Below are 18,616 nucleotides of genomic sequence, written 5' to 3'. Positions count from 1 at the left end.
CTGAAGCGCAACTTCATGCCCCATTTTCGGGATTTCATGCCACCCAAAGGTGCGGATCTGCTGGTTTTGCAACACCCTGAAACACAACAGACGCGGCGCGAAGCTGAGTCAGAAGCCCCCAAAAAAACGGGCCGGCATAAGCCGGCCCGTTCTGCTTCGTAGAAACTCGAAGGATTACTTGAAGCGATAGTCGAGCGAGAGCTTGAACACGCGTCCCTGAACATCGGAGATGCTCGACGGGATGATGCCGCTGTTGTTCTCGAGGTAGTCGCGGTAGTCGACCGGAGGACGCTGATCGAAGATGTTGCGGATGTTGAAGTTGATGGTCAGATTCTTCACACCCGTGTACGCGACGTTGTAGTCGAAACGCTCGTAGTTGCCGACGCGGCACTGACCTTGGCTGAGCCCATAGTCCGCACAGCCTTCGGTCGTCCAGCTGGAATCGTTGTAATCGCGCTGCAGCGTGTAACCGCTGTTCCAGGTGTAACGGATCGAGTTCGTGAAGCTGCCGTTCTTCAGCGAAACCGTATTGCCGAGCACCCAGCGCGAATAACCGTAACGGCCAACCAGGTTGTCACCCCAGTCTCCGCGCGACGGGCTGTACTCTTGATACTTCAGCGTATAGACGGCATCGAGATCCCAACCCAGACGGCCGATCGGCGTCGCCTGCGAGCCCTTGACCGCCCAGTCGATACCCGAAGTCCGGGTCTTCGAGATGTTCTCGAACTGGAGCTTGATCGACTCCAGAGCCCCTGTCGTGACTCCGTAGGTTTTCTGATCATCAACAGAGAAGGTCGGATCGTTGGCCAAATCCTTGGAGCGATTTACCACGTTCGGAGCCTGGGTATCTTCCGAGGCCAGAACTTCCGAAGTGCTCCTGACGCCGATCTCATCCTTACGGGTGATCGCCCAGTAATCGACGGTCGTGCTCCAACCGGGGATCGGTTCGAACGCGAAACCAATCGTGAAGGACTTCGAGGTCTCGGGCTTCAGATCCGGATTGTTGCTCGTCACGTTCATGACGCCGCTGCACTCGTTCTGCCTGACAATGTCAGCCTTCGCCAACTTCTGAGCCTTTTCCGGATCGGTATTGGGCAGGGCGGCGGCTTCGGCCCTCAAATCCTTCGCATACTGGATCGCAGCCGGGCAACGCTTCGGATCGGCAACCGAAGCGAACGACACCTTGCGCGACGGAGCGCTCTCGGTCAGGTTAGGCGCGCGGAAACCGGTCTCGAAGGTACCGCGGAACAGCAGCTTCTTGGTCGGCGAATAGCGGAAACCAATCTTCGGCGAGAAGTGCGGATCGAAGCCTTCGTACTTGTCGACGCGGGCCGCGGCCTGCACTTCGAGCTGCTTCAGAACCGGCAGATTCACTTCCGAAAAGATCGCGCCATAGCTGCGCGAAGCATCAACGGTCGAGACGCCGTAGCCAACCATATCGCCGTTGGCGAGCTTGTCGGTCGGATTGATTTCCATTCGCTCGTGGTGAGCATCGAAACCCGTCGCAACATTGATGGGACGACCACCGATGCTGCCCCATTCGCCGTTGATCTTGCCGTCGAAGAACACGTTCGAGTTCTTCGCCGTATAGCCAAAGGACGGGAACAGCTTGTTCAGCACGTCGGCGCTGTTGGCCTTGCCAATCTTGTAGCCGTTGGTCTTGTTGAAGAAATCGGCGTCCGAAGACTGACCGATCACGTCGTTGAAACCACTGACACTGATCGCTCCGCGTCGGGAATCCGTCGTCTTGCCGCCCATCACGCCGAGAGCCGATTCCCAGTCCCAGCCGTGGACGACACCGCGCAGACCGGTCAAGACACGGTACTGGTCAGTCTCAACTTCCTTTTCAGACGGAGCGTCGGCGAAGCGGTAGCTCCAGCTTGCATCAGCGCCAGTAGTGTTGAGAGGGTGAGTCGCGGGCAACTTGTAATAGCGGAAAGTCTGCCTCTCCCCGGTCGTCGCATTCGCCCAAAAGCTCGGCGACGCAGCGGAACCATAGGTCGCATAAGCGTTCTGGTAATCGGTCGTGATGTGCGAGTACAGAAACTCGGAGAAGCCTTCAAGTTCGCCGCCCAGTTTATAGGTTCCGCTGACCAACAGGTTCTGCCGCTCACTGGAAGGCTGAGCCTGGAAGCGCTGATAACGATCGTAAATACACTGACCAGCTGCGTTGACGGTCGTACAACCCGCGATCGCCTTGCCGTTGATATTGCCCGGATAGGAGTAGGTCGAACCCGTGCCGAAGGACGGGAAGAGATCCGGATCCTTGTAGGCCGGATTGACGTGGTCAAGCAGATCGCGCCATGAGTCGACGCCGTCGCGCTTGAACGCTTCGAAGTTGGCGAGGATGTTGTAGCCATCATCCTGAAGGTTGCCGAAGCCAGCCGTGAGCGACGCGTTCTTTTCGACGAACTTGCTGGTGTTCGCGTCCTGCTGGTAGCTCGCGTGTCCGGCAACGCCTTCGAAGGACTTCTTCGTGACGATGTTGATGACGCCGGCGACGGCGTCCGAACCGTAGATCGCCGAACCGCCGTTCTTCAGGATTTCGACGCGCTCGATCGCCTCGAACGGGATCGAATCGATGTTCGTGAAGGTTTCGTTGAAGTCGGCCAGCGGGTAAGCGGCGATACGACGGAAGTTCACGAGAACCAGAGTGCTCTGCTTGCCCATGTTGCGCAGCGAAGCCGAGCTCGCACCGCCAGCGAAAGAAGTGGAACCGCCGGCATCGGACAGACTGCTCGTCGAACCCGAGATCGTGTCGATCAGCTCGCGGACCGTCGTCGCGCCGGTCTTCGTGATGTCCGCCTTGGAGATCACCTGGACGGGCGCAGCGCCTTCGTCGTCGACGCGCTTGATGCGCGAACCGGTGATTTCGATTTTTTCGGTCGGAGCTTCGGCGAACGCAGCGAGGGAGATCGAGCAGACTCCCAGGGAGGCGATGGCCAGGGCCAGAGGTTTCATTTTCACGGTTTTCTTCCCTTTGTTGTTACAACCCCGCCCTCGCCGGGGAGGTGATTGTCACGACTGTGATCAAACAGACACGTTTTGCAGCAATCTGCATGCCCAAGCCGGCGAAAATAGCTGTAAAAGCAACAGACTTGTTACACATCTGCGACACAAACAATAACGCAGAAACATTTAGCCGCTTTTGTTGTGAAAATTGCACAAACTAGGTGCGTCGGCCCTCCGCCCCCGGAAGGGCATGCCCGAATCGGGCCATTTGCGCACCAGATGAGTGCATTCGGCTGTCTATTTGCCTCATTTCAGTGCGCACACAGAGCCGAACGGCATGCGCTAAGATGAGCTCCGCTCCCGGCCACTCCTCAACCTCGCCATGAACGACAAAACCACCCATTTCGGCTTCGAGACCGTCGCCGAGGAAGAAAAGGCTTCGCGCGTCGCCGGAGTCTTCACGTCGGTCGCGACCCGCTACGACGTGATGAACGACCTGATGTCGCTGGGCATGCACCGCCTGTGGAAGAAGTTCGCGATCGAGATCGCGAACGTGCGCCCTGGCGAGCGGGTACTCGATGTCGCCGGCGGCACGGCCGACCTCTCGCTCGCGTTCGCGAAGCGGGTCGGACCGACCGGCGAAGTGTGGCTGACCGACATCAACCACGCGATGCTCTCGGTCGGGCGCGACCGGGTGTTCGACAAGGGCTTCGCGCTGCCGACCGCCCAGTGCGATGCGGAAAAGCTGCCTTTCGCCAGCGACAGTTTCGATCTGGTCACCGTCGCGTTCGGCCTGCGCAACATGACCCACAAGGAAGTCGCGCTTACCGAGATGCGCCGCGTGCTGCGCCCGGGCGGGCGGCTGCTGGTGCTGGAGTTCTCAAGGATCTGGAAACCGCTCGCCTCCGCTTACGACCTCTATTCGTTCAAGGTTCTGCCCTGGCTCGGCGAGAAGGTCGCCCAGGATTCGGCGAGCTACCGCTATCTGGCCGAATCGATCCGGATGCACCCCGACCAGCAGACGCTCGTGCAGATGATGAGCGGAGTCGGGCTGGAGAGGGTCCAGTACTTCAACCTGGCTGCGGGCGCCGTCGCGCTGCATCGCGCTTACAAATTCTGACTCTTGAGCCGGCTCCCGCGCTTGAACTTCAGGCGAGGACCCGCATCTGAGGCCTTGAATCCAACCACCCAAAGGACAGCGATGAAAAGAGTGATGCTTGCAGTATTTGCCGTGATGCTGGGCCTGATGGTCACGATCAGCGACGCGAGCGCCCGACGCCTGGGCGGCGGCCGCTCTTTCGGCATGCAGCGCGCTCCGGTCACCCAGTCAGCCCGTCAGGCCAGGCCCGCCCAGGCTCCGGCCGCGACGCCCGCGCCGGGCGTTCGCCCGCAGGCCGCCCCGACCCAGTCCGGCTGGCGTCGCTGGGCCGGCCCGCTCGCCGGCCTCGCGGCCGGCATCGGTCTCGCCGCGCTGCTCTCGCACTTGGGCGTCGGCGGCAACTTCGCCGGCATCCTGTTGCTGGTCATCGTTGCGGGCATCGCCTTCATGCTGATCCGCCGTCTGATGAGCCGCCCCGCCCCCCAGCGCGAGGCGATGGCTTACGCGAACCAGACGCCTTATTCGGCGCCGGTCACGCAGATCCATCCGGCCGCCAATTCGGGCTTTGCGGGTGCCGCCGCGACCGGCGCCAGCGTTCCGGCCGGCTTCGACAGCGAAGCCTTCACGCGCAGCGCCAAGGTCAACTTCATCCGCCTGCAGGCCGCTCACGACGCCGGCAACCTCGACGATATCCGCGAGTTCACGTCGCCCGAGATGTTCGCCGAACTCAAGCTCGACATCGACGCGCGCGCCGGCAAGACCGAAAAGACCGATGTCGTGTCTCTGGAAGCCGAGCTGATCGACGTGACCGAGGAAGCGAATCGCCACATCGCCAGCGTCCGCTTCCATGGCCTGCTGCGCGAAGAGGCCAATGCCGCCCCGGCGCCTTTCGACGAGGTCTGGCACCTCGCCAAGCCTGCCACGGGCGGGCAAGGCTGGGTGCTGGCCGGCATCGAACAGATGCAGTAACCCACTCGCGAGCAGGGCTCGCGCCGATCGCGCCCCTCGCCCGCTTATGGGAGAGGGGCGGAGGGAGAGGGCTCCGGCTTGGCGTTATCCGCGCGCACCCCAAGCCAGTCGGCGGCATAATCGCGTTTTGCTCAGGACGCCGCCATGTTCCCCTCTCCGCTCGCACTGCTGACGCCGCCCCGCCCTTCGGCGCTGTTGCTGTCGACGTTGAACCGGCTCCTGGCACGCAATCCCTGGGCGAGCGACAGGCTCACTCCTTTCGCGGGCCGCCCGGCCAGCCTCGCCGTCGGCGGCTGGCGCACCGCTTTCGCGCTCAGTGCGCAAGGCCGGCTCGAAGAGATCCGCGATCCCTGCGAAGTCGCAGTCAGCCTCGAACTCCCCCTCTCCGCCCTGCCCTCGCTCGCCGAGGGGCCGGATGCACTGTTCCGCCAGGCGCGGATCGCCGGTGAAGCTCATTTCGCCGAAAACCTCGGTTTCGTGCTGCGCAATCTGCACTGGGATTTCGAGGAGGATCTCGCCGCTCTGCTGGGCGACCCGCTCGCGCACCGCCTGCACGGGGCGGGCGTCGCCGCGGCAGGCGAGGCTCGCGACATCGCGCGAAGGCTCACCGACAACCTCGCCGACTACCTTGGCGAGGAGGCGAAGCTCTGCGCAACGCGAAGCGAACTCGACACGTTCAGGGCCGATATCGGCGAACTGGAGAGGGATCTGCAGCGCTCGACCAGGCGACTGGACGGACTCAAGGCCTGAGCGGGGGATTGCGCGTCGGCCGGCTTTACACTTACGATCCGTCCTTGGCCCGATCCCGACGGCAGACCGTCTGAGAGGGTCGGGAACCGCCGGGATGGCTCGATCACCCCTGCATGCATTCAAAATCAGGAGGAAGGAGACGATGGCGTTTGTCATGGTTTCCACCGGAGCACTGACCAGTTCCGGCGTCCGCACGCTCTCCGTCCGTTCGCTCGTCATCGCGCTGGCTCTGTTCACCGCGATGCTGCTGGCCGCGGGAGCGACGCTGGGTTATCTGTTGGCCCGCAGCCCCACCCCCGTTGTGGCGCTCCGCGCCAGTGGCACGAACCGCTATACCGTCGAGCAGCTCGGCGTTCTGTCCGGCCGCGTCTTCAAGCTGGAGAGCGAAGCGGCTCTGCTGGCGCGCAAGATCGGTGTACTGCACGATTACGAAGCCCGGCAGGCAAACGGCAAGGGCGATGGCAAAGGCGGCCCGATGCTCGCTCCGCGCCAGGATGGACTTAGATCCCCGACGGCCGAGCTCGATGCCGCGCTGACCCGGATCGAGCGCGATCTCGCGTTGATCGGCCAGGCGACCGCTCAGCGCAACCTCGCCTATATGAGCTTCCCCAGCCGCCCGCCGGTCGACCGGATCGAACTTCGCTCGCTCTTCGGTAACCGCGTCGATCCGCTGACCCATCGCCAGGCCTTCCACGCCGGTCTCGACTTCGCGGCCGACATCGGCACTCCGATCTATTCGGCGGCCGGAGGCAAGGTGATCGTTGCCACCCACCACCCGGAATTCGGCTGGATGGTCGAGGTCGATCACGGCAACGGTCTCGTCACGCGCTACGCCCACTCCTCCCGACTGATGGTCAAGACCGGCGACCTGGTCGCCCCTCACCAGCTCCTCGCGCTGAGCGGAACTTCGGGCCGCTCGACCGGCCCTCACTTGCATTTCGAAGTGATTCGCAACGGTGAATACGCCGATCCGCGCAACTATCTGGCCGGACTGTGAGCAAACTGAATTTCTTCCGCCGGCGCAAACGCCCGCTGAGCTCCGGCGAGCTCGTTCTGAGCCGCCCCAACAAGGGCCTGTCGCTGCTGCTCGGCGCGCTGGCCGGCCTCGCGATCGCCGCGGCCAGCCTCTTCGCCTACGTCGAGCTGGCACCGGAAGCCCAGAGCGTGCGCGAACTGAGCCGTGCCCACAAACAGAACCTTTTGCTTCAGAAGGCCCTGGAACAGAGCCGACTGGAAGGCAGGATGGCCGCCGCCCAGACGCGCGAGCTTGAACGCCAGGTCGATTCCCTCAACCGCAAGCTGCGCGAGCAGCAGGACGAACTGGCTTTCTTCCGCAAAGCCGGACAAGGAAAACACTGATGTTTGGCAACAGCCGCAAACCCCACCTGATCGAAGTGAGCAAACTGTCTTCGCTGATCGCCGAGGATGTCGAGATGAACGGAGACCTGATCTTCGCTTCCGGCCTGCGCGTCGATGGGCTGCTGCATGGCAAGCTGATCGGCAAGCCCGGAGAAGGCAAGGCGCGCAGCCTGCTGGTGCTCTCGGACAAGGGCAGGATAGAAGGCAGCATCCGCTGCTACGACGCCGTCATCAACGGCACGATCGAGGGCGATCTCGAGGTCGAGCACTTCCTCGAACTGCAGGCGAATGCACGGGTGTCGGGAACGATCCGCTATTGCCAGCTGCAGATGGACGTCGGCGCGATCGTCGATGGCCAGCTGATCCAACGCGACTCTCCGCAAGAGGGCCGCAAGGGAGACGACAAGGTCGTAGAGCTCGCCGCGGACAAGGCCCGCAGCGCGAGCTGACATGGCGATCCGCTCCCTCTGTGTCTATTGCGGCTCCCGCTCGGGAGCCCGCCCCGAATACCTCGAGCAGGCCAAGCGCTTGGGCCGCGAGATGGCCGCGCGCGGAATCGCGCTGGTCTATGGCGGAGCTTCGGTCGGGCTGATGGGCGCGGTCGCCGACAGCGTGCTGGACGCCGGAGGCCGCGCGATCGGCATCATCCCGCAGTCTCTGGCGCGCAAGGAGATCGCGCACCACGGCCTGACCGAGCTCAACGTCGTCGATTCGATGCACAGCCGCAAGTCGCTGATGGCCGAAAAGGCCGATGCGTTCGTCGCGCTCCCTGGCGGAATCGGGACTTTCGAGGAAATGTTCGAGATGTGGACCTGGGCCCAGCTCGGCTTTCACGCCAAACCGATCGGCCTGCTCGACACGGCCGGCTATTACACGGGCCTGATCGCCTTCCTCGACCGCGCGACGCGCGAGGATTTCATGGCCCCGGCGACCCGCGCCCTCCTTCAAGTGGCGGACGAGCCTTCCGTGCTGCTCGATCGCCTGGCTGCATTCACCGCGCCGAGCGCCGAGCGCTGGGTCGGTGCAGGCCAGACCTGAAGCGTCAGACAGCGACGCTGCGCTGGGCGCAGACCACGCGGTTGCGTCCGGCGCGCTTGGCTTCGTAGAGCGCGTCGTCGGCGGCGACCATCAGCTCCATCATCGTGCCATAGGCCGGGAAGTGGGCGACTCCGGCGCTGAAGCTGACCGAGAAGATCCCCTCATCGTAGGCGTGGTAGATGTCACCAAAGGCTTCGCGCATCCGGTCCACCCTCGCTTTCGCATCAGCCGGAGTGCTGTCGAACATCACGATCACGAATTCCTCGCCGCCATAACGGCCGACGACGTCCGAGCGACGGACCTTCTGCTTGAGCAATCGGGCCAGAGTCTTGATGACCTTGTCGCCAACCGTGTGCCCGTAGTTGTCATTGACGCGCTTGAAGTGATCGATGTCGAGGATCGCGTAGCAGACCGGCCGCTTCTGGCGCTCGGCCAGCAACAGCGACTGCTGCAGCAGCGCCTTGGTCTTGACGTGATTGAACAGCCCGGTCAGGCTGTCCTCGACCATCAGCTTGCGCAGTCCCCGATAGCGTTCGGCCTTGCTGATCACGGTGTTGACCAGCTGCGCTTCGCTGATCGGCTTGGTCAGGAAGTCATCGCCGCCGTGGCGCATCGCCTCGAGCTGCACGTCTTCCCGGGTCTCGCTGGTCAGGAAGACGATCGGCATCGATTCGAATGCGCGGTTCTGCCGGATGATCTTCGCGACTTCCAGCCCGTTGCAGCCGTCCATGTGGAAGTCCAGCAGCAGCACGTCGGGCGTGAAGTCGAGAAGCTTCTCTAGCACCAGGGCAGGATCGCGCAAGACCTGGGTGTTCAGGTTCGGAAACTGGCCCAGGGTCTTGCGGATCGCCGCCAGCACCGTCACCGAATCGTCGAGCACCAACACCCGGTAGGGTTCATCCCTGGCCTTGTAGGCCAGAGGGTCGACCGCGTCGACGAGGACTCCGACATTGAGCGGAGCAATGAAGAACCCCAGAGCTCCCATGCGAACGGCCTGCAGGCGCAGGCTGAAGTCGCCGCGATCGGACAGGACGAACCACTTTCGCCCGTGCCGCCTCAGCTCGTCGACGACGGTACGGATATCGGCCGAAAAACCGTCGCTCAGCGAGACGACGACCGCAACGACCGAGTTGTCCAACGCGTAACGCAGGCCCTGCCGATAGTCGGCGAAGACCTTGAACGCATAGCCGTAATGCTCCATCTGCAGCAGCAGATCGCTCAGCGATTCGCACTCCGGGCTGAGCATCACGATCTGTGGAACCGCGTCCTCGACCTCGGGCGCGTTGCGCTTCTCGTAGTCCTCGCTGCAGACCTCGCGGACCACAGCGAAAACAAGCGGCAGCAGGCGGTCGACTTCGGCTTTCTCCGTCTCTCCAGGCTCGTCGAGTTCGGCGAGCATCCGCATCAGCGGCAGCAGAGCCGATTCGAGCTCGGTGATTCCGTCCGAACGGGCCAGAGTAGCCAGCCGGTCCACGGGAAGCATGAACGCAGCCCAGCGCTCCCGATCATGGCAGGATTGCCATACGGGTTTCCAGGCCTGGACCAGGCCATTCCACGCGGAATGAATTTCGAGGCGATTGATCATCAAATAGGAAAACTGACTGGCGCAATACCTTTTCGGCATCGCGTCACAAATCTTGAAGCGGATGCTAAGCCATTCGCATCGAAAAGACTGCAAAAATTCGATTCATGGCAGGGATCGACTCATGCAGGCTTGGTAACGCCCCCAGACCCGGTCGGCAAACCACTCGGTCGTCAGCTTGCGATGGATCTTCGGGCTCTTGAGCTCGATCCTGGGCATCGCCTCGCGCGGTACGGCCTTCCCGGCCTGCCGGTCGGCCAGCGCGAACAGTTTTTGCCACAGCGGAGTCTGGCTGAAGGCCGACACTTTTTCCAAAAGCAGGTCGCGGCGGATCTCGGCCGGGGACATCCCGAGGCGCGATGCCAACGAGGCCAAGGCCTTCTCGCTGTCGCTGGCAACAGTGAGCGGACGCTCCGCCTTGTCGTAGCGCAGCAGGTCGCCATCCGGATCGATCTTGCGCGCCGACAGGCTCGCCAGCGCCCGCTGGAAGGCAGCGTTGCGGCTCGAATAGCGGCCGGCATTGAAATCGGCGAAGCGATAGCGCGGAGAGCTGTAGACCGCCGGATAGTCGAGCAGCATCGCGATCCCGTAGTAGAGCCCGCCCCGGCGCGTGAACACCTCGTGGCGGACGGTGTCGCGCTTCGCATATGGATAAGGCCGCTCGCGGTTCAGCGCCTCGGCGAAATCGACGCTGACCTGCATCGGCCCGCCGGTCTTGATCGGATTCTTGCCGCCCAGCGCGCGCGCCGCATCGGGAAGCTCCGCGACCATGTCTTCGTAGAGCCGGTTCATCTCGCGCTCGGTGCGCAGGGAATCGACCCTCTTCCGGTAGCTGACGCCGTTGGGCGAAGTCTTCAGCATCGCCAGATCGACGACGAACTTCGGCACCGCGTAATGCGCGGCCTTTTCGTACATCTCCCGCCAGACGATGGCACCCAGGCCGGGAACCACCGGATCACCTTGCCAGCTCGACTCCTGCTCGATGACCGCCATCGCGCTGCACAGGTTCTCGTTGCTGGGCGGAATCCTCAGCGACGAGAAAGCGACCTGCATTTCGGCCGCCCAGCCGGCGCGATCCGCGATCCTGGCCGGCAAGCGGCGCAGCACCGCGGCGCGGATCTCCTGTTCGCCGGGGAAGGGCGCGGGGCGAGGTGTTGCCGGACGGGGCGCGACCGGAGCCGGAACGGGCGGGAGCGGAGTCCGGGTGATCTCGCGGGGAAGCTCGGGCAGCGGCGGGTAGGATGGCGAAGCGGGCTTGCTGACCGGAGCAGCTTCGGGCTCGGGTTCGGCGATCGGCGCGGGCGCCTGAGTCGCGCAGCCGGCCAGTACAGCGGGAAGCAGCGCTGCACCGATCCGGCGAAAGAGTGGATTCGACATGTGCGGATTATGCCTTGGGCCCAGGCTGGAACGGCAGCCCGGCGAGAGGATAATGGCGATTTTGAGAAAGCGCCATGAATGAACACTCATTCGTACTCCGCGGCGAGTACGTCGAACTGCATGTCCTGCTGAAGCTGCTCGCGATCGCGGATTCGGGGGGGGCGGCCAAAGCGATGGTCGCCGACCGGCTCGTCCGCGTCGATGGTCAGATCGAAACCCGCAAGGCGCGCAAACTACGCGCCGGCAGCCGGGTCGAAGTCGCCGGGCAGACGATCACCGTACTCGCCCCCTGAGCCGTCCGGCCTCAATGGCCGAAGAGCTTGCCCAGATTCCGGCTCAAGCCCTGAGCGGCCTTGCCCAGTTCCTGAGCGAGACCGCCGACGCGAATTCCCAGGCTCTCGCCCAGACTCGCCGCAAGCTTCTTCGCGATGCTCTCATTGAGCGAGAACTTCGGGTCGTCGAGCCGGCCCTCCAGAGTGAAGCGCACGCGAATTTCGTCCTTTCGATCCTTCAACGCGGCGAGTACCCATTGACGCGGCACGCCCATGAAGCTGCTGTCGCTGAGCTCAAGCCGGGAGAGCGTCAGCGTTCCCGGCGCCAGCAGGTGGCGATCCCGGATCCGGCTCTGCAAGTCCAGACTCAGGCGGCCGCTGCGCACTCCCGTCTCAGCCGATTTGAGCAGATAGGGTTCGAACAGGCGCAGATCCACGTCCTGCAAGTGCAGGCTGATCTCGGAGTCGCGGTTCGCCAGCGCGATCCAGCCGCGAATCGATATCTTGCCGTCGCGCCGCGGACTCCTGAGCGTCCCCTGGATGTCCAGCGAAGTCTTCCCTTCCAGCAGAGGAAAGCTGAGCGGACCGAGCGTTGCCGAGATTGCGCCGAAGTGCAGCGCGTGCGGCGCTCCCCGCAAGCTGGCATCGAAGAAGTCGATCGCCCCCTGCTGGAGTTCGACCGCGCTGATCAGCGCCTGGGCCTTCGCGGCGGAAGAATCCCTGCCAGCGGATGCCCCTTTGCGCTCGAGCAGGCTGGGCAGCAGACGCACCCGGCCCTCCCGGGTGCGCAGCACCGCCAGGTAAGGCTGCTCGGCGAGCACCCTCTTGACCCGCCATTTGCCGCTGAACGCGGCACGAAAGTCGGGCTCGACGAGGATGCGCTCGGCGCGCAGCGCATCCTCGCATGGCCAGTTCCTGGGCGCCGGAACGCGCAACTGGCGGATTTCGACCGCGCCTGACACGAGCCGGATCTCTCCGATCGAAGCTTCGGGACCGAGCAGGGTCTCGATCTGAACCTTGAGCGCTCGTGCGGCCAGGTGCGTCGCCCCCCATCCCGCCAGCCCCAGCGAGACGAGAACAAGGGCGACTCCGATCAGAAAACGGCGGCGCAGGAAAAAAACCATGACAGAAACCCGCTCGCTCAGGAGTCGCTGCGCGCGTCCAGCGTGAAGTGGGCGCCCTGCTGCTGGGCGAGGACTTCGCTGAGCCAGGGCAGGGTCTCGCGCAGCGTCGCTTCCAGAGTCCAGGGCGGATTGATGATGAACATGCCGCTGCCGTGCATGCCCGGCCCGACGCCGCGTGCGGCCTCGACCGACAGCGTCGCATCGATCCATTTGCCGGCCGGCAAGGCCTTCAGCAGCTCAGGCAGGCGCCGCGACTCGGGGCGCGAGAGCAGCGGATACCACAGCGCGTAGGTCCCGGTCGGAAAGCGCCGCAGGGCATCCTCCAGCGCGGAGACCACGCCGCTGTAATCGCTCGTCGTCTCGTAGCTCGGATCGATCAGCACCAGCGCGCGGCGCGGCGGCGGGGGCAGCAAGGCCTTGAGTCCCTTGAAGCCGTCGCCCAGAGTGACCTGAACCTGACGGTGCAGATCGGAAAAGTTCTCGGCCAGCAGCTCACCATCGGTGCTGTGCAATTCGAACAGGCGCAGCTTGTCCTGGGGGCGCAGAAGCTGGCTGGCGATCCACGGCGAACCGGGATAGAGGCGAAGCGCTCCGTCACCGTTGAGCACCCTGACCTGCTCGACATAATCCCTGACCGCGGCGGGCAGATCGGAACGCTCCCAGAGCCGGCCGACCCCGTGCTGGAACTCGCCCAGACGCGTCGCATAGCCCTCTTCGAGCGAGTAGGCCCCCGCCCCGGCATGGGTATCGATGATCCAGAAGGGTTTCTCCTTCTGGCCGAGGTAGCGGATCAATTGCACCAGGATCAGGTGCTTGAGAACGTCGGCATGGTTGCCGGCATGGAAGGCGTGACGATAGCTGAGCATCCGCCGATGATAGCAAGCCCGGCTTGAGCCTGAGGGCGCAAGCGGTAACATTGTCGTTTTCGCCCGGGAGCACGCCATGTCACGCCGCCTTTTGCCCCTCCTCCTCGCTTTCGCTTCGGCGCCCTCCCTCGCCCAGACGGCGATGGTCTGGGGAGAAACCGAGGTGATCGGGCTGGAGAAGATGCCGCGCGAACAGGTTCTGGCCCAGCTCCCGATCCGGCCCGGAAGCCGGGTCGACCAGAAGGAAAAGGAGATGCTGCGCTGGTGCGAACGCGTGCGCCGCCTGCCCCTGGCCGCGGTCAGCTGCACCGGCACAGTGATCGGCGAAGAGCTGCACTATGTCGTCGAAGTCGTCGAATCGCCCGATGCAAAGCTCAGGCTGCAACCCGCGACCGGCGCCCCGGTTTCCGACAAGCTGCCAGGCGAGATCCGCAAACTGCTCTCGCACCGCGAATACCGCATCCAGGAGATGGCCGCCGAAGGCACGGCGCCGGTCGAGGGGGTGACTCCTTCCGGCGTCGTGATCGGCGAGGATTCCGAACTGAGGATGTACGACGTCCAGATCCGCGATGCCTGCATCGGTCGGCGCGAAACGCTGATCGCGATGGTGCTCGACGGCCGCAACGGCGAGCGCCGCGTCGCCGCCCAGCTGCTCGCCTGGGCCGGAGATCCGGAAGCGAGCATCGCCCGCGTCCATCACCGGCTGCTCGACCCCGACAGCGAGATGCGCAACCTGATCGGCCGCCTGATCCTGACTTTCGCTGACCGCATCCAGGATCCGGACATCGCCGAGGCCGTCGCGAACAGCCTGCTCGCCCAACTGGCCCTGCCGACCCTGACCGACCGCACCAAAGCACTGGGAGGACTCGGCAAACTTCTCGCCCACCACCCAGAACTGCACGCTCGTCTGAGGGAAGTCGCGCAGGCGCCGCTGGAGAAGATTGCGCGAGAGAGCGTGCTGCCGACGATAGGCGGCGAAGCGCGCGGCCTGCTCAACCTGCTGAACAGGGTCGAGGCCCGCTGAGGGCAGTAAGCTCGGGAAACCCGTCGGTTTGACGGCGGAGGACTCTGACGCGGGACGGGAGGAAAAGCTGGAGCGGGTGAAGGGAATCGAACCCTCGTATGCAGCTTGGGAAGCTGCCGTTCTGCCATTGAACTACACCCGCGCATCCGCAGAAGACGTTTTGGCGTCCAGGCTGCGATCATACCATCAAGCCCGGCCACGACAAGCCCTCCAGGGACGGGGAGAGCGCGGTAGACAAGCAAGGGGGACGCAAAGGTCCCCCTTTTCCTGTCACGGAGAGCGGATCAGCGTTCGTTCGATCCGGACACGACGTCCATCCAGACTGCGAGCAGCAGGATCGAACCCTTGACGATCATCTGCCAGCTGGTATCGACGCCCATCATCGACATGCCGTTGTCGAGGCTGGCCATGATCAGCGCGCCGACCAGCGCTCCGAACACGGTACCCGAACCGCCGCGGCTCGACGCACCGCCGATGAAGCAGGACGCGATCGCATCGAGTTCGCCCATGTTACCGGCGGCCGGCGAGCCCGCCGCCAGACGCGCGGTCGTCACCAGACCGGCCAGTGCGCACATCAGGCCCAGCACCCCGAAGATGGCCATCTTGATGAAGCGGACATTGACGCCGGAGAGCCGGGTCGCCTCGAAGTTCGAGCCGATCGCGTAGATGCGCCGGCCGAACACGGTCTGGGTTGCCATGAAGCTGAAGATGCCGAGCACGACCAGCAGCAGCAGCACCGGAATCGGCACGCCCTGATAGGAGTTCAGGGTCACGACGAAGCCGAGGATCACGGCACCTGCGGCGGCGAGCTTCGCGCCCTCCTGCCAGATCGGCGGTACGGCGAGTGCGTACTTGGTCCGGTTGGCGCGGGAGCGCATCGTTTGATAGACGAGGAAGACGAAGAGCGCGACCGCGATCAGGTAGCCGATCGTCGCAGGGATGTAGCCCTGACCGATCAGCTTGAAGGCGTCGGAGTCGACCTGAACCGTGATGCCCTGGGTCACGCTGAGCAGGATGCCGCGGAAGGCCAGCATACCAGCCAGACTGACGATGAAGGATGGCACCCGGAAGTAGGAGACCCAGAAACCGTTGAACATCCCGATCGCGATACCCAGCGCGATGACGATGCCGAAGTTCAGCGCCAGAGGCAACTGGAAGTTGGTCTCCAGCACCGCGGCAACGCCGCCGAGCAGGCCGAACAGCGAACCGACCGACAGGTCGATTTCCCCGGCGATGATCACGAAGACCATGCCGGATGCGACCAGGCCGGTAATGGCCATCTGTCGCAGCAGGTTGGAGAAGTTACGCGATGTCAGGAACTGACCTTCGGTCATCTGGCCGAAAAAGACCCAGATGATCGCGATCACCATGAAAAGCGCGAGGATTTTGTACTGCGAAAACAGCAGTCGAAGATTTTTTCCTACGGAACCCATTTTGTCTGCCTCGTATCTCTATTTTGTGTCCGCTCGATCAGGCTGCCGCCTTCTCCGTGTCGTGTCCCAGCGCCGCAGTCATCACTTGTTCCTGAGTCAGGCCCTCATTGATGAAGTTGCCGCGCAGCTTGCCTTCGCCCATCACCAGCACGCGATCGCTGATGCCGAGCACTTCGGGCAACTCGGAGCTGATCATGATGATCGAAACGCCCTGTTTGACGAGGTCGAACATCAGCTTGTAGATCTCGTACTTGGCACCGACGTCGACCCCGCGGGTCGGCTCGTCGAGGATCAGCACTTTCGGATTGGGCAGCAGCATCTTCGAGACCACCGCCTTCTGCTGGTTGCCGCCGGAGAGGCTGCGGATCTGCAGGTTGGGCTGCGCGGTCTTGATGCGCATCTGTCCGATCGACTTCTGGATCGTCTGCATCTCGCGCGCCGTGTTGATCGTGCCCATCTGCGCAAAGCTGGGCAGCACCGACATCGTGATGTTCTGGCCCACGCCCATCAGCGGCACGATGCCGTGACGCTTGCGGTCTTCCGGAACGAGACAGATGTTCTGCTCGACCGCTTCCTTCGGATTGCGGATCTTCAACGGCTTGCCGTCGAGGAACAGACTTCCCTCGTGATGCCCCGCGTAGCAGCCGAAGATGGACATCACCAGCTCGGTTCTCCCGGCGCCGACCAGGCCGGCCACGCCGAGGATCTCGCCCTTGCGCAGCGAGAACGAAACATCGTCGACCCGCTTGCGCTGCGGATTGTTGATGTCATAGCAGGTGATGTTCTTCGCTTCGAAGAAAACGTCACCGATCGGGTGCTCTTCGCGCGGGAAAAGATTCTTGATTTCGCGGCCGACCATCATCGTGATGATTTCGTTGGTATTCATCTCCGCCATCGGCCTCGTGCCGACGTGGGTGCCATCACGAATGACCGAGATCGTGTCGCAAACAGCTGCGATCTCGTCGAGTTTGTGGCTGATCATCACGCAAGCGACACCCTTCTTCTTGAGGTCGCGGATGATGTCGAGCAGGATCTGGGTTTCGGCCTTGGTCAGCGACGAAGTCGGTTCGTCGAGGATCAACAGTTTGGCCTTCTTGTTCAGCGCTTTCGCGATTTCGATCAGCTGCTGGTGGCCACCACCGTAGTGCATGACCGGATGCGTGACATTGACGCTGGGAATCCTCAGTTCGCGCATCAGCTCTTCGGCCCGCTGGTACATCGCGGCATAATTCATCAGGCCGCCGGGCAGAGTGATCTCGTTGCCCATGAAGATGTTTTCCGCGACCGAGAGCTGGGGAACCAGCATCAGCTCCTGGTGAATGATCACGATCCCGGCTTCTTCGGTCTCGCGAATCGACTTCGCCTGAAGCTCGCGCCCTTCCCAGAAAATCTGTCCTTCCCAGGTGCCGTACGGATAGACCGCCGACAGCACTTTCATCAGCGTGGATTTTCCCGCACCGTTCTCGCCGCACAGACCGACGCATTCACCGGCCCGCACCTGAAGACTGATTCCGTCGAGCGCCTTGACGCCGGAGAATTCCTTGACGATGCCACGCATGTCCAGAAGATATTCGGACATGAGCCTTCCTTCCCGATTGCTTGATGGGGCGCACGCTTCCACGCGGGAACGCGCGCTCTTGAGAAAACCGGGATCCGAACGGATCCCGGCCGGTCGATCGATTACATGCCGAGTTGCTTGGCGGTGTAGAACTTGTCGTCGATCAGCAGCTTGACGTTGGCCTTCGTGATGACGGTCGGAGTCAGCAGAACCGAATCCACTTTCTTCGCGCCATTGTCGAGCTTGGTGTTGTACTTGACCGGAGTTCCCTTGACCAGGCTCACGGCCAGCTTGGCGGCTTCAGTGGCGATCAGCTTCAGGGGCTTGTAGACCGTCAGCGACTGGTCGCCCTTGATCACGCGCTTGACCGCGGCGAGGTCGCTGTCCTGACCCGAAACGGCAACCTTGCCCGCCAGGTTTTGCGCGGCCAGAGCCTGAATCGCGCCGCCGGCAGTGCCGTCGTTCGACGCAACGATCGCATCGATCTTGTTCGCGTTCTGGGTCAGAGCGTTCTCGATGATCGACAGCGCTTCAGACGGGTTCCAGTCCTTGACCCATTGCTGACCGACGATCTTGATCGCACCCTTGTCGACGTAGGGCTGGATGACCTTCATCTGACCGGCGCGCAGCAGCTTCGCGTTGTTGTCGGTCGGCGAGCCGCCCAGCATGTAGTAGTTGCCCTTCGGACGGATCTTGACGATGCCTTCGGCCTGCAGAGCACCGACGCGTTCGTTGTCGAACGAGATGTAGGCGTCCACATCGGCATTCAGGATCAGGCGGTCATAGGACACGACCTTGATGCCGGCCTTCTTGGCTTCCTTGACCGCATTGGTCAGGACCTTGGAGTTGAACGGAACGATCACGATCGCATCGACCTTCTGCGCGATCAGGTTTTCGATCTGGGAAATCTGACGCTGTTCGTTCGCGTCAGCGGACTGCACGTTGACCGTCGCACCGAGCTTCTTGGCCGCTTCGACAAAGTAATCGCGGTCGCGTGCCCAGCGTTCGACACGCAGGTCATCAATCGAGAAGCCAATCTTCGGGTTCGCTTTGTCAGCCATGGCCGGCATTGCTGCCAAAGCCGTTCCGGCGGCAAATGCGGTCAGCAGAGCGCGGCGAATCAGATTTTTTTTCATTTAAGTCTCCTCTTACTGTGGCTGTCCGGGCCTCCAGGGCCCGCCTTTTCTTCGAAACCGTCCGGCTTTGCCGCGAC

The 18,616-nt window shown here is 63.0% G+C and carries 17 protein-coding genes and 1 tRNA gene; 9 read left to right on the top strand and 9 right to left on the bottom strand.

Annotated elements, in window-relative coordinates; genetic code table 11:
• Positions 1-174 precede the first annotated feature (174 nt).
• Positions 175-2,961, bottom strand: a complete 2,787-nt coding sequence (locus ACHFB9_RS00385) for a TonB-dependent receptor (RefSeq protein WP_417071429.1) — start codon at positions 2,959-2,961, stop codon at positions 175-177.
• Positions 2,962-3,334: 373 nt separating this feature from the next.
• Here ACHFB9_RS00385 and ubiE point away from each other — a divergent pair, with 373 nt between their 5' ends.
• The 7 genes from ubiE (at position 3,335) to ACHFB9_RS00350 (ending at position 8,167) form a co-directional block, all read left to right on the top strand.
• The gene (gene ubiE / locus ACHFB9_RS00380; RefSeq protein ID WP_417068995.1) at positions 3,335-4,072 is read left to right on the top strand and encodes a bifunctional demethylmenaquinone methyltransferase/2-methoxy-6-polyprenyl-1,4-benzoquinol methylase UbiE; all 738 of its coding nucleotides are present in this window, start codon (positions 3,335-3,337) and stop codon (positions 4,070-4,072) included.
• Between the two features lie 93 nt (positions 4,073-4,165).
• A complete protein-coding gene (locus tag ACHFB9_RS00375; RefSeq protein ID WP_417068994.1) occupies positions 4,166-5,020 on the top strand; it encodes a Tim44 domain-containing protein in 855 nt (284 codons plus the stop codon).
• A 144-nt stretch (positions 5,021-5,164) separates the two neighbouring features.
• The gene (locus ACHFB9_RS00370; RefSeq protein ID WP_417068993.1) at positions 5,165-5,770 is read left to right on the top strand and encodes a ubiquinone biosynthesis accessory factor UbiJ; all 606 of its coding nucleotides are present in this window, start codon (positions 5,165-5,167) and stop codon (positions 5,768-5,770) included.
• A gap of 142 nt (positions 5,771-5,912) precedes the next feature.
• Positions 5,913-6,767: a M23 family metallopeptidase gene (locus ACHFB9_RS00365; protein WP_417068992.1), complete on the top strand. Its 855-nt coding sequence runs from the start codon at positions 5,913-5,915 to the stop codon at positions 6,765-6,767.
• The gene (locus tag ACHFB9_RS00360) at positions 6,764-7,129 is read left to right on the top strand and encodes a hypothetical protein (protein ID WP_417068991.1); all 366 of its coding nucleotides are present in this window, start codon (positions 6,764-6,766) and stop codon (positions 7,127-7,129) included. Before ACHFB9_RS00365 ends, ACHFB9_RS00360 begins: the two co-directional genes overlap by 4 nt.
• Positions 7,129-7,578, top strand: coding sequence for a bactofilin family protein (locus ACHFB9_RS00355; protein ID WP_417068990.1), 450 nt, complete (start codon positions 7,129-7,131; stop codon positions 7,576-7,578). Before ACHFB9_RS00360 ends, ACHFB9_RS00355 begins: the two co-directional genes overlap by 1 nt.
• A gap of 1 nt (position 7,579) precedes the next feature.
• Complete coding sequence (locus tag ACHFB9_RS00350) at positions 7,580-8,167, top strand: TIGR00730 family Rossman fold protein (protein ID WP_417068989.1); 588 nt, start codon at positions 7,580-7,582, stop codon at positions 8,165-8,167.
• Between the two features lie 4 nt (positions 8,168-8,171).
• On the opposite strand, the gene ACHFB9_RS00345 is transcribed toward ACHFB9_RS00350, so the two are convergent.
• Together ACHFB9_RS00345 and ACHFB9_RS00340 are read right to left on the bottom strand one after the other, a co-directional pair.
• Positions 8,172-9,650, bottom strand: coding sequence for a diguanylate cyclase (locus ACHFB9_RS00345; RefSeq protein WP_417068988.1), 1,479 nt, complete (start codon positions 9,648-9,650; stop codon positions 8,172-8,174).
• A 204-nt stretch (positions 9,651-9,854) separates the two neighbouring features.
• On the bottom strand, positions 9,855-11,126 hold the full coding sequence (locus tag ACHFB9_RS00340) for a DUF1615 family protein (RefSeq protein ID WP_417068987.1): 1,272 nt from the start codon (positions 11,124-11,126) through the stop codon (positions 9,855-9,857).
• Between the two features lie 74 nt (positions 11,127-11,200).
• On the opposite strand from ACHFB9_RS00340, the gene ACHFB9_RS00335 reads away from it, so the two are divergent.
• The gene (locus tag ACHFB9_RS00335; protein WP_417068986.1) at positions 11,201-11,419 is read left to right on the top strand and encodes an RNA-binding S4 domain-containing protein; all 219 of its coding nucleotides are present in this window, start codon (positions 11,201-11,203) and stop codon (positions 11,417-11,419) included.
• An 11-nt stretch (positions 11,420-11,430) separates the two neighbouring features.
• Here the strand turns inward: ACHFB9_RS00335 and ACHFB9_RS00330 are convergent, their stop codons facing one another.
• Together ACHFB9_RS00330 and ACHFB9_RS00325 are read right to left on the bottom strand one after the other, a co-directional pair.
• A complete protein-coding gene (locus ACHFB9_RS00330; RefSeq protein WP_417068985.1) occupies positions 11,431-12,522 on the bottom strand; it encodes a DUF748 domain-containing protein in 1,092 nt (363 codons plus the stop codon).
• Between the two features lie 17 nt (positions 12,523-12,539).
• Positions 12,540-13,388 carry a 23S rRNA (adenine(2030)-N(6))-methyltransferase RlmJ gene (locus ACHFB9_RS00325; RefSeq protein WP_417068984.1) on the bottom strand — a complete coding sequence of 283 codons (849 nt, stop codon included), beginning with the start codon at positions 13,386-13,388 and terminating at the stop codon, positions 12,540-12,542.
• Positions 13,389-13,464: 76 nt separating this feature from the next.
• On the opposite strand from ACHFB9_RS00325, the gene ACHFB9_RS00320 reads away from it, so the two are divergent.
• The gene (locus ACHFB9_RS00320; RefSeq protein ID WP_417068983.1) at positions 13,465-14,412 is read left to right on the top strand and encodes a hypothetical protein; all 948 of its coding nucleotides are present in this window, start codon (positions 13,465-13,467) and stop codon (positions 14,410-14,412) included.
• 68 nt (positions 14,413-14,480) lie between these two features.
• On the opposite strand, the gene ACHFB9_RS00315 is transcribed toward ACHFB9_RS00320, so the two are convergent.
• The 4 genes from ACHFB9_RS00315 to xylF form a co-directional block, all read right to left on the bottom strand.
• Positions 14,481-14,554 (bottom strand) — tRNA-Gly (locus tag ACHFB9_RS00315).
• A gap of 142 nt (positions 14,555-14,696) precedes the next feature.
• Positions 14,697-15,782: a sugar ABC transporter permease gene (locus ACHFB9_RS00310; protein ID WP_417068982.1), complete on the bottom strand. Its 1,086-nt coding sequence runs from the start codon at positions 15,780-15,782 to the stop codon at positions 14,697-14,699.
• A gap of 100 nt (positions 15,783-15,882) precedes the next feature.
• The gene (xylG, locus tag ACHFB9_RS00305) at positions 15,883-17,424 is read right to left on the bottom strand and encodes a D-xylose ABC transporter ATP-binding protein (RefSeq protein WP_417068981.1); all 1,542 of its coding nucleotides are present in this window, start codon (positions 17,422-17,424) and stop codon (positions 15,883-15,885) included.
• Positions 17,425-17,525: 101 nt separating this feature from the next.
• Complete coding sequence (gene xylF / locus ACHFB9_RS00300; RefSeq protein WP_417068980.1) at positions 17,526-18,539, bottom strand: D-xylose ABC transporter substrate-binding protein; 1,014 nt, start codon at positions 18,537-18,539, stop codon at positions 17,526-17,528.
• Positions 18,540-18,616 lie beyond the last annotated feature (77 nt).

Source organism: Niveibacterium terrae, from assembly GCF_048213115.1.
Classification (GTDB): domain Bacteria; phylum Pseudomonadota; class Gammaproteobacteria; order Burkholderiales; family Rhodocyclaceae; genus Niveibacterium; species Niveibacterium terrae.
The sequence above is the reverse complement of the archived record's forward strand: the minus strand, read 5'-3'. Positions and strand labels throughout refer to the sequence as shown.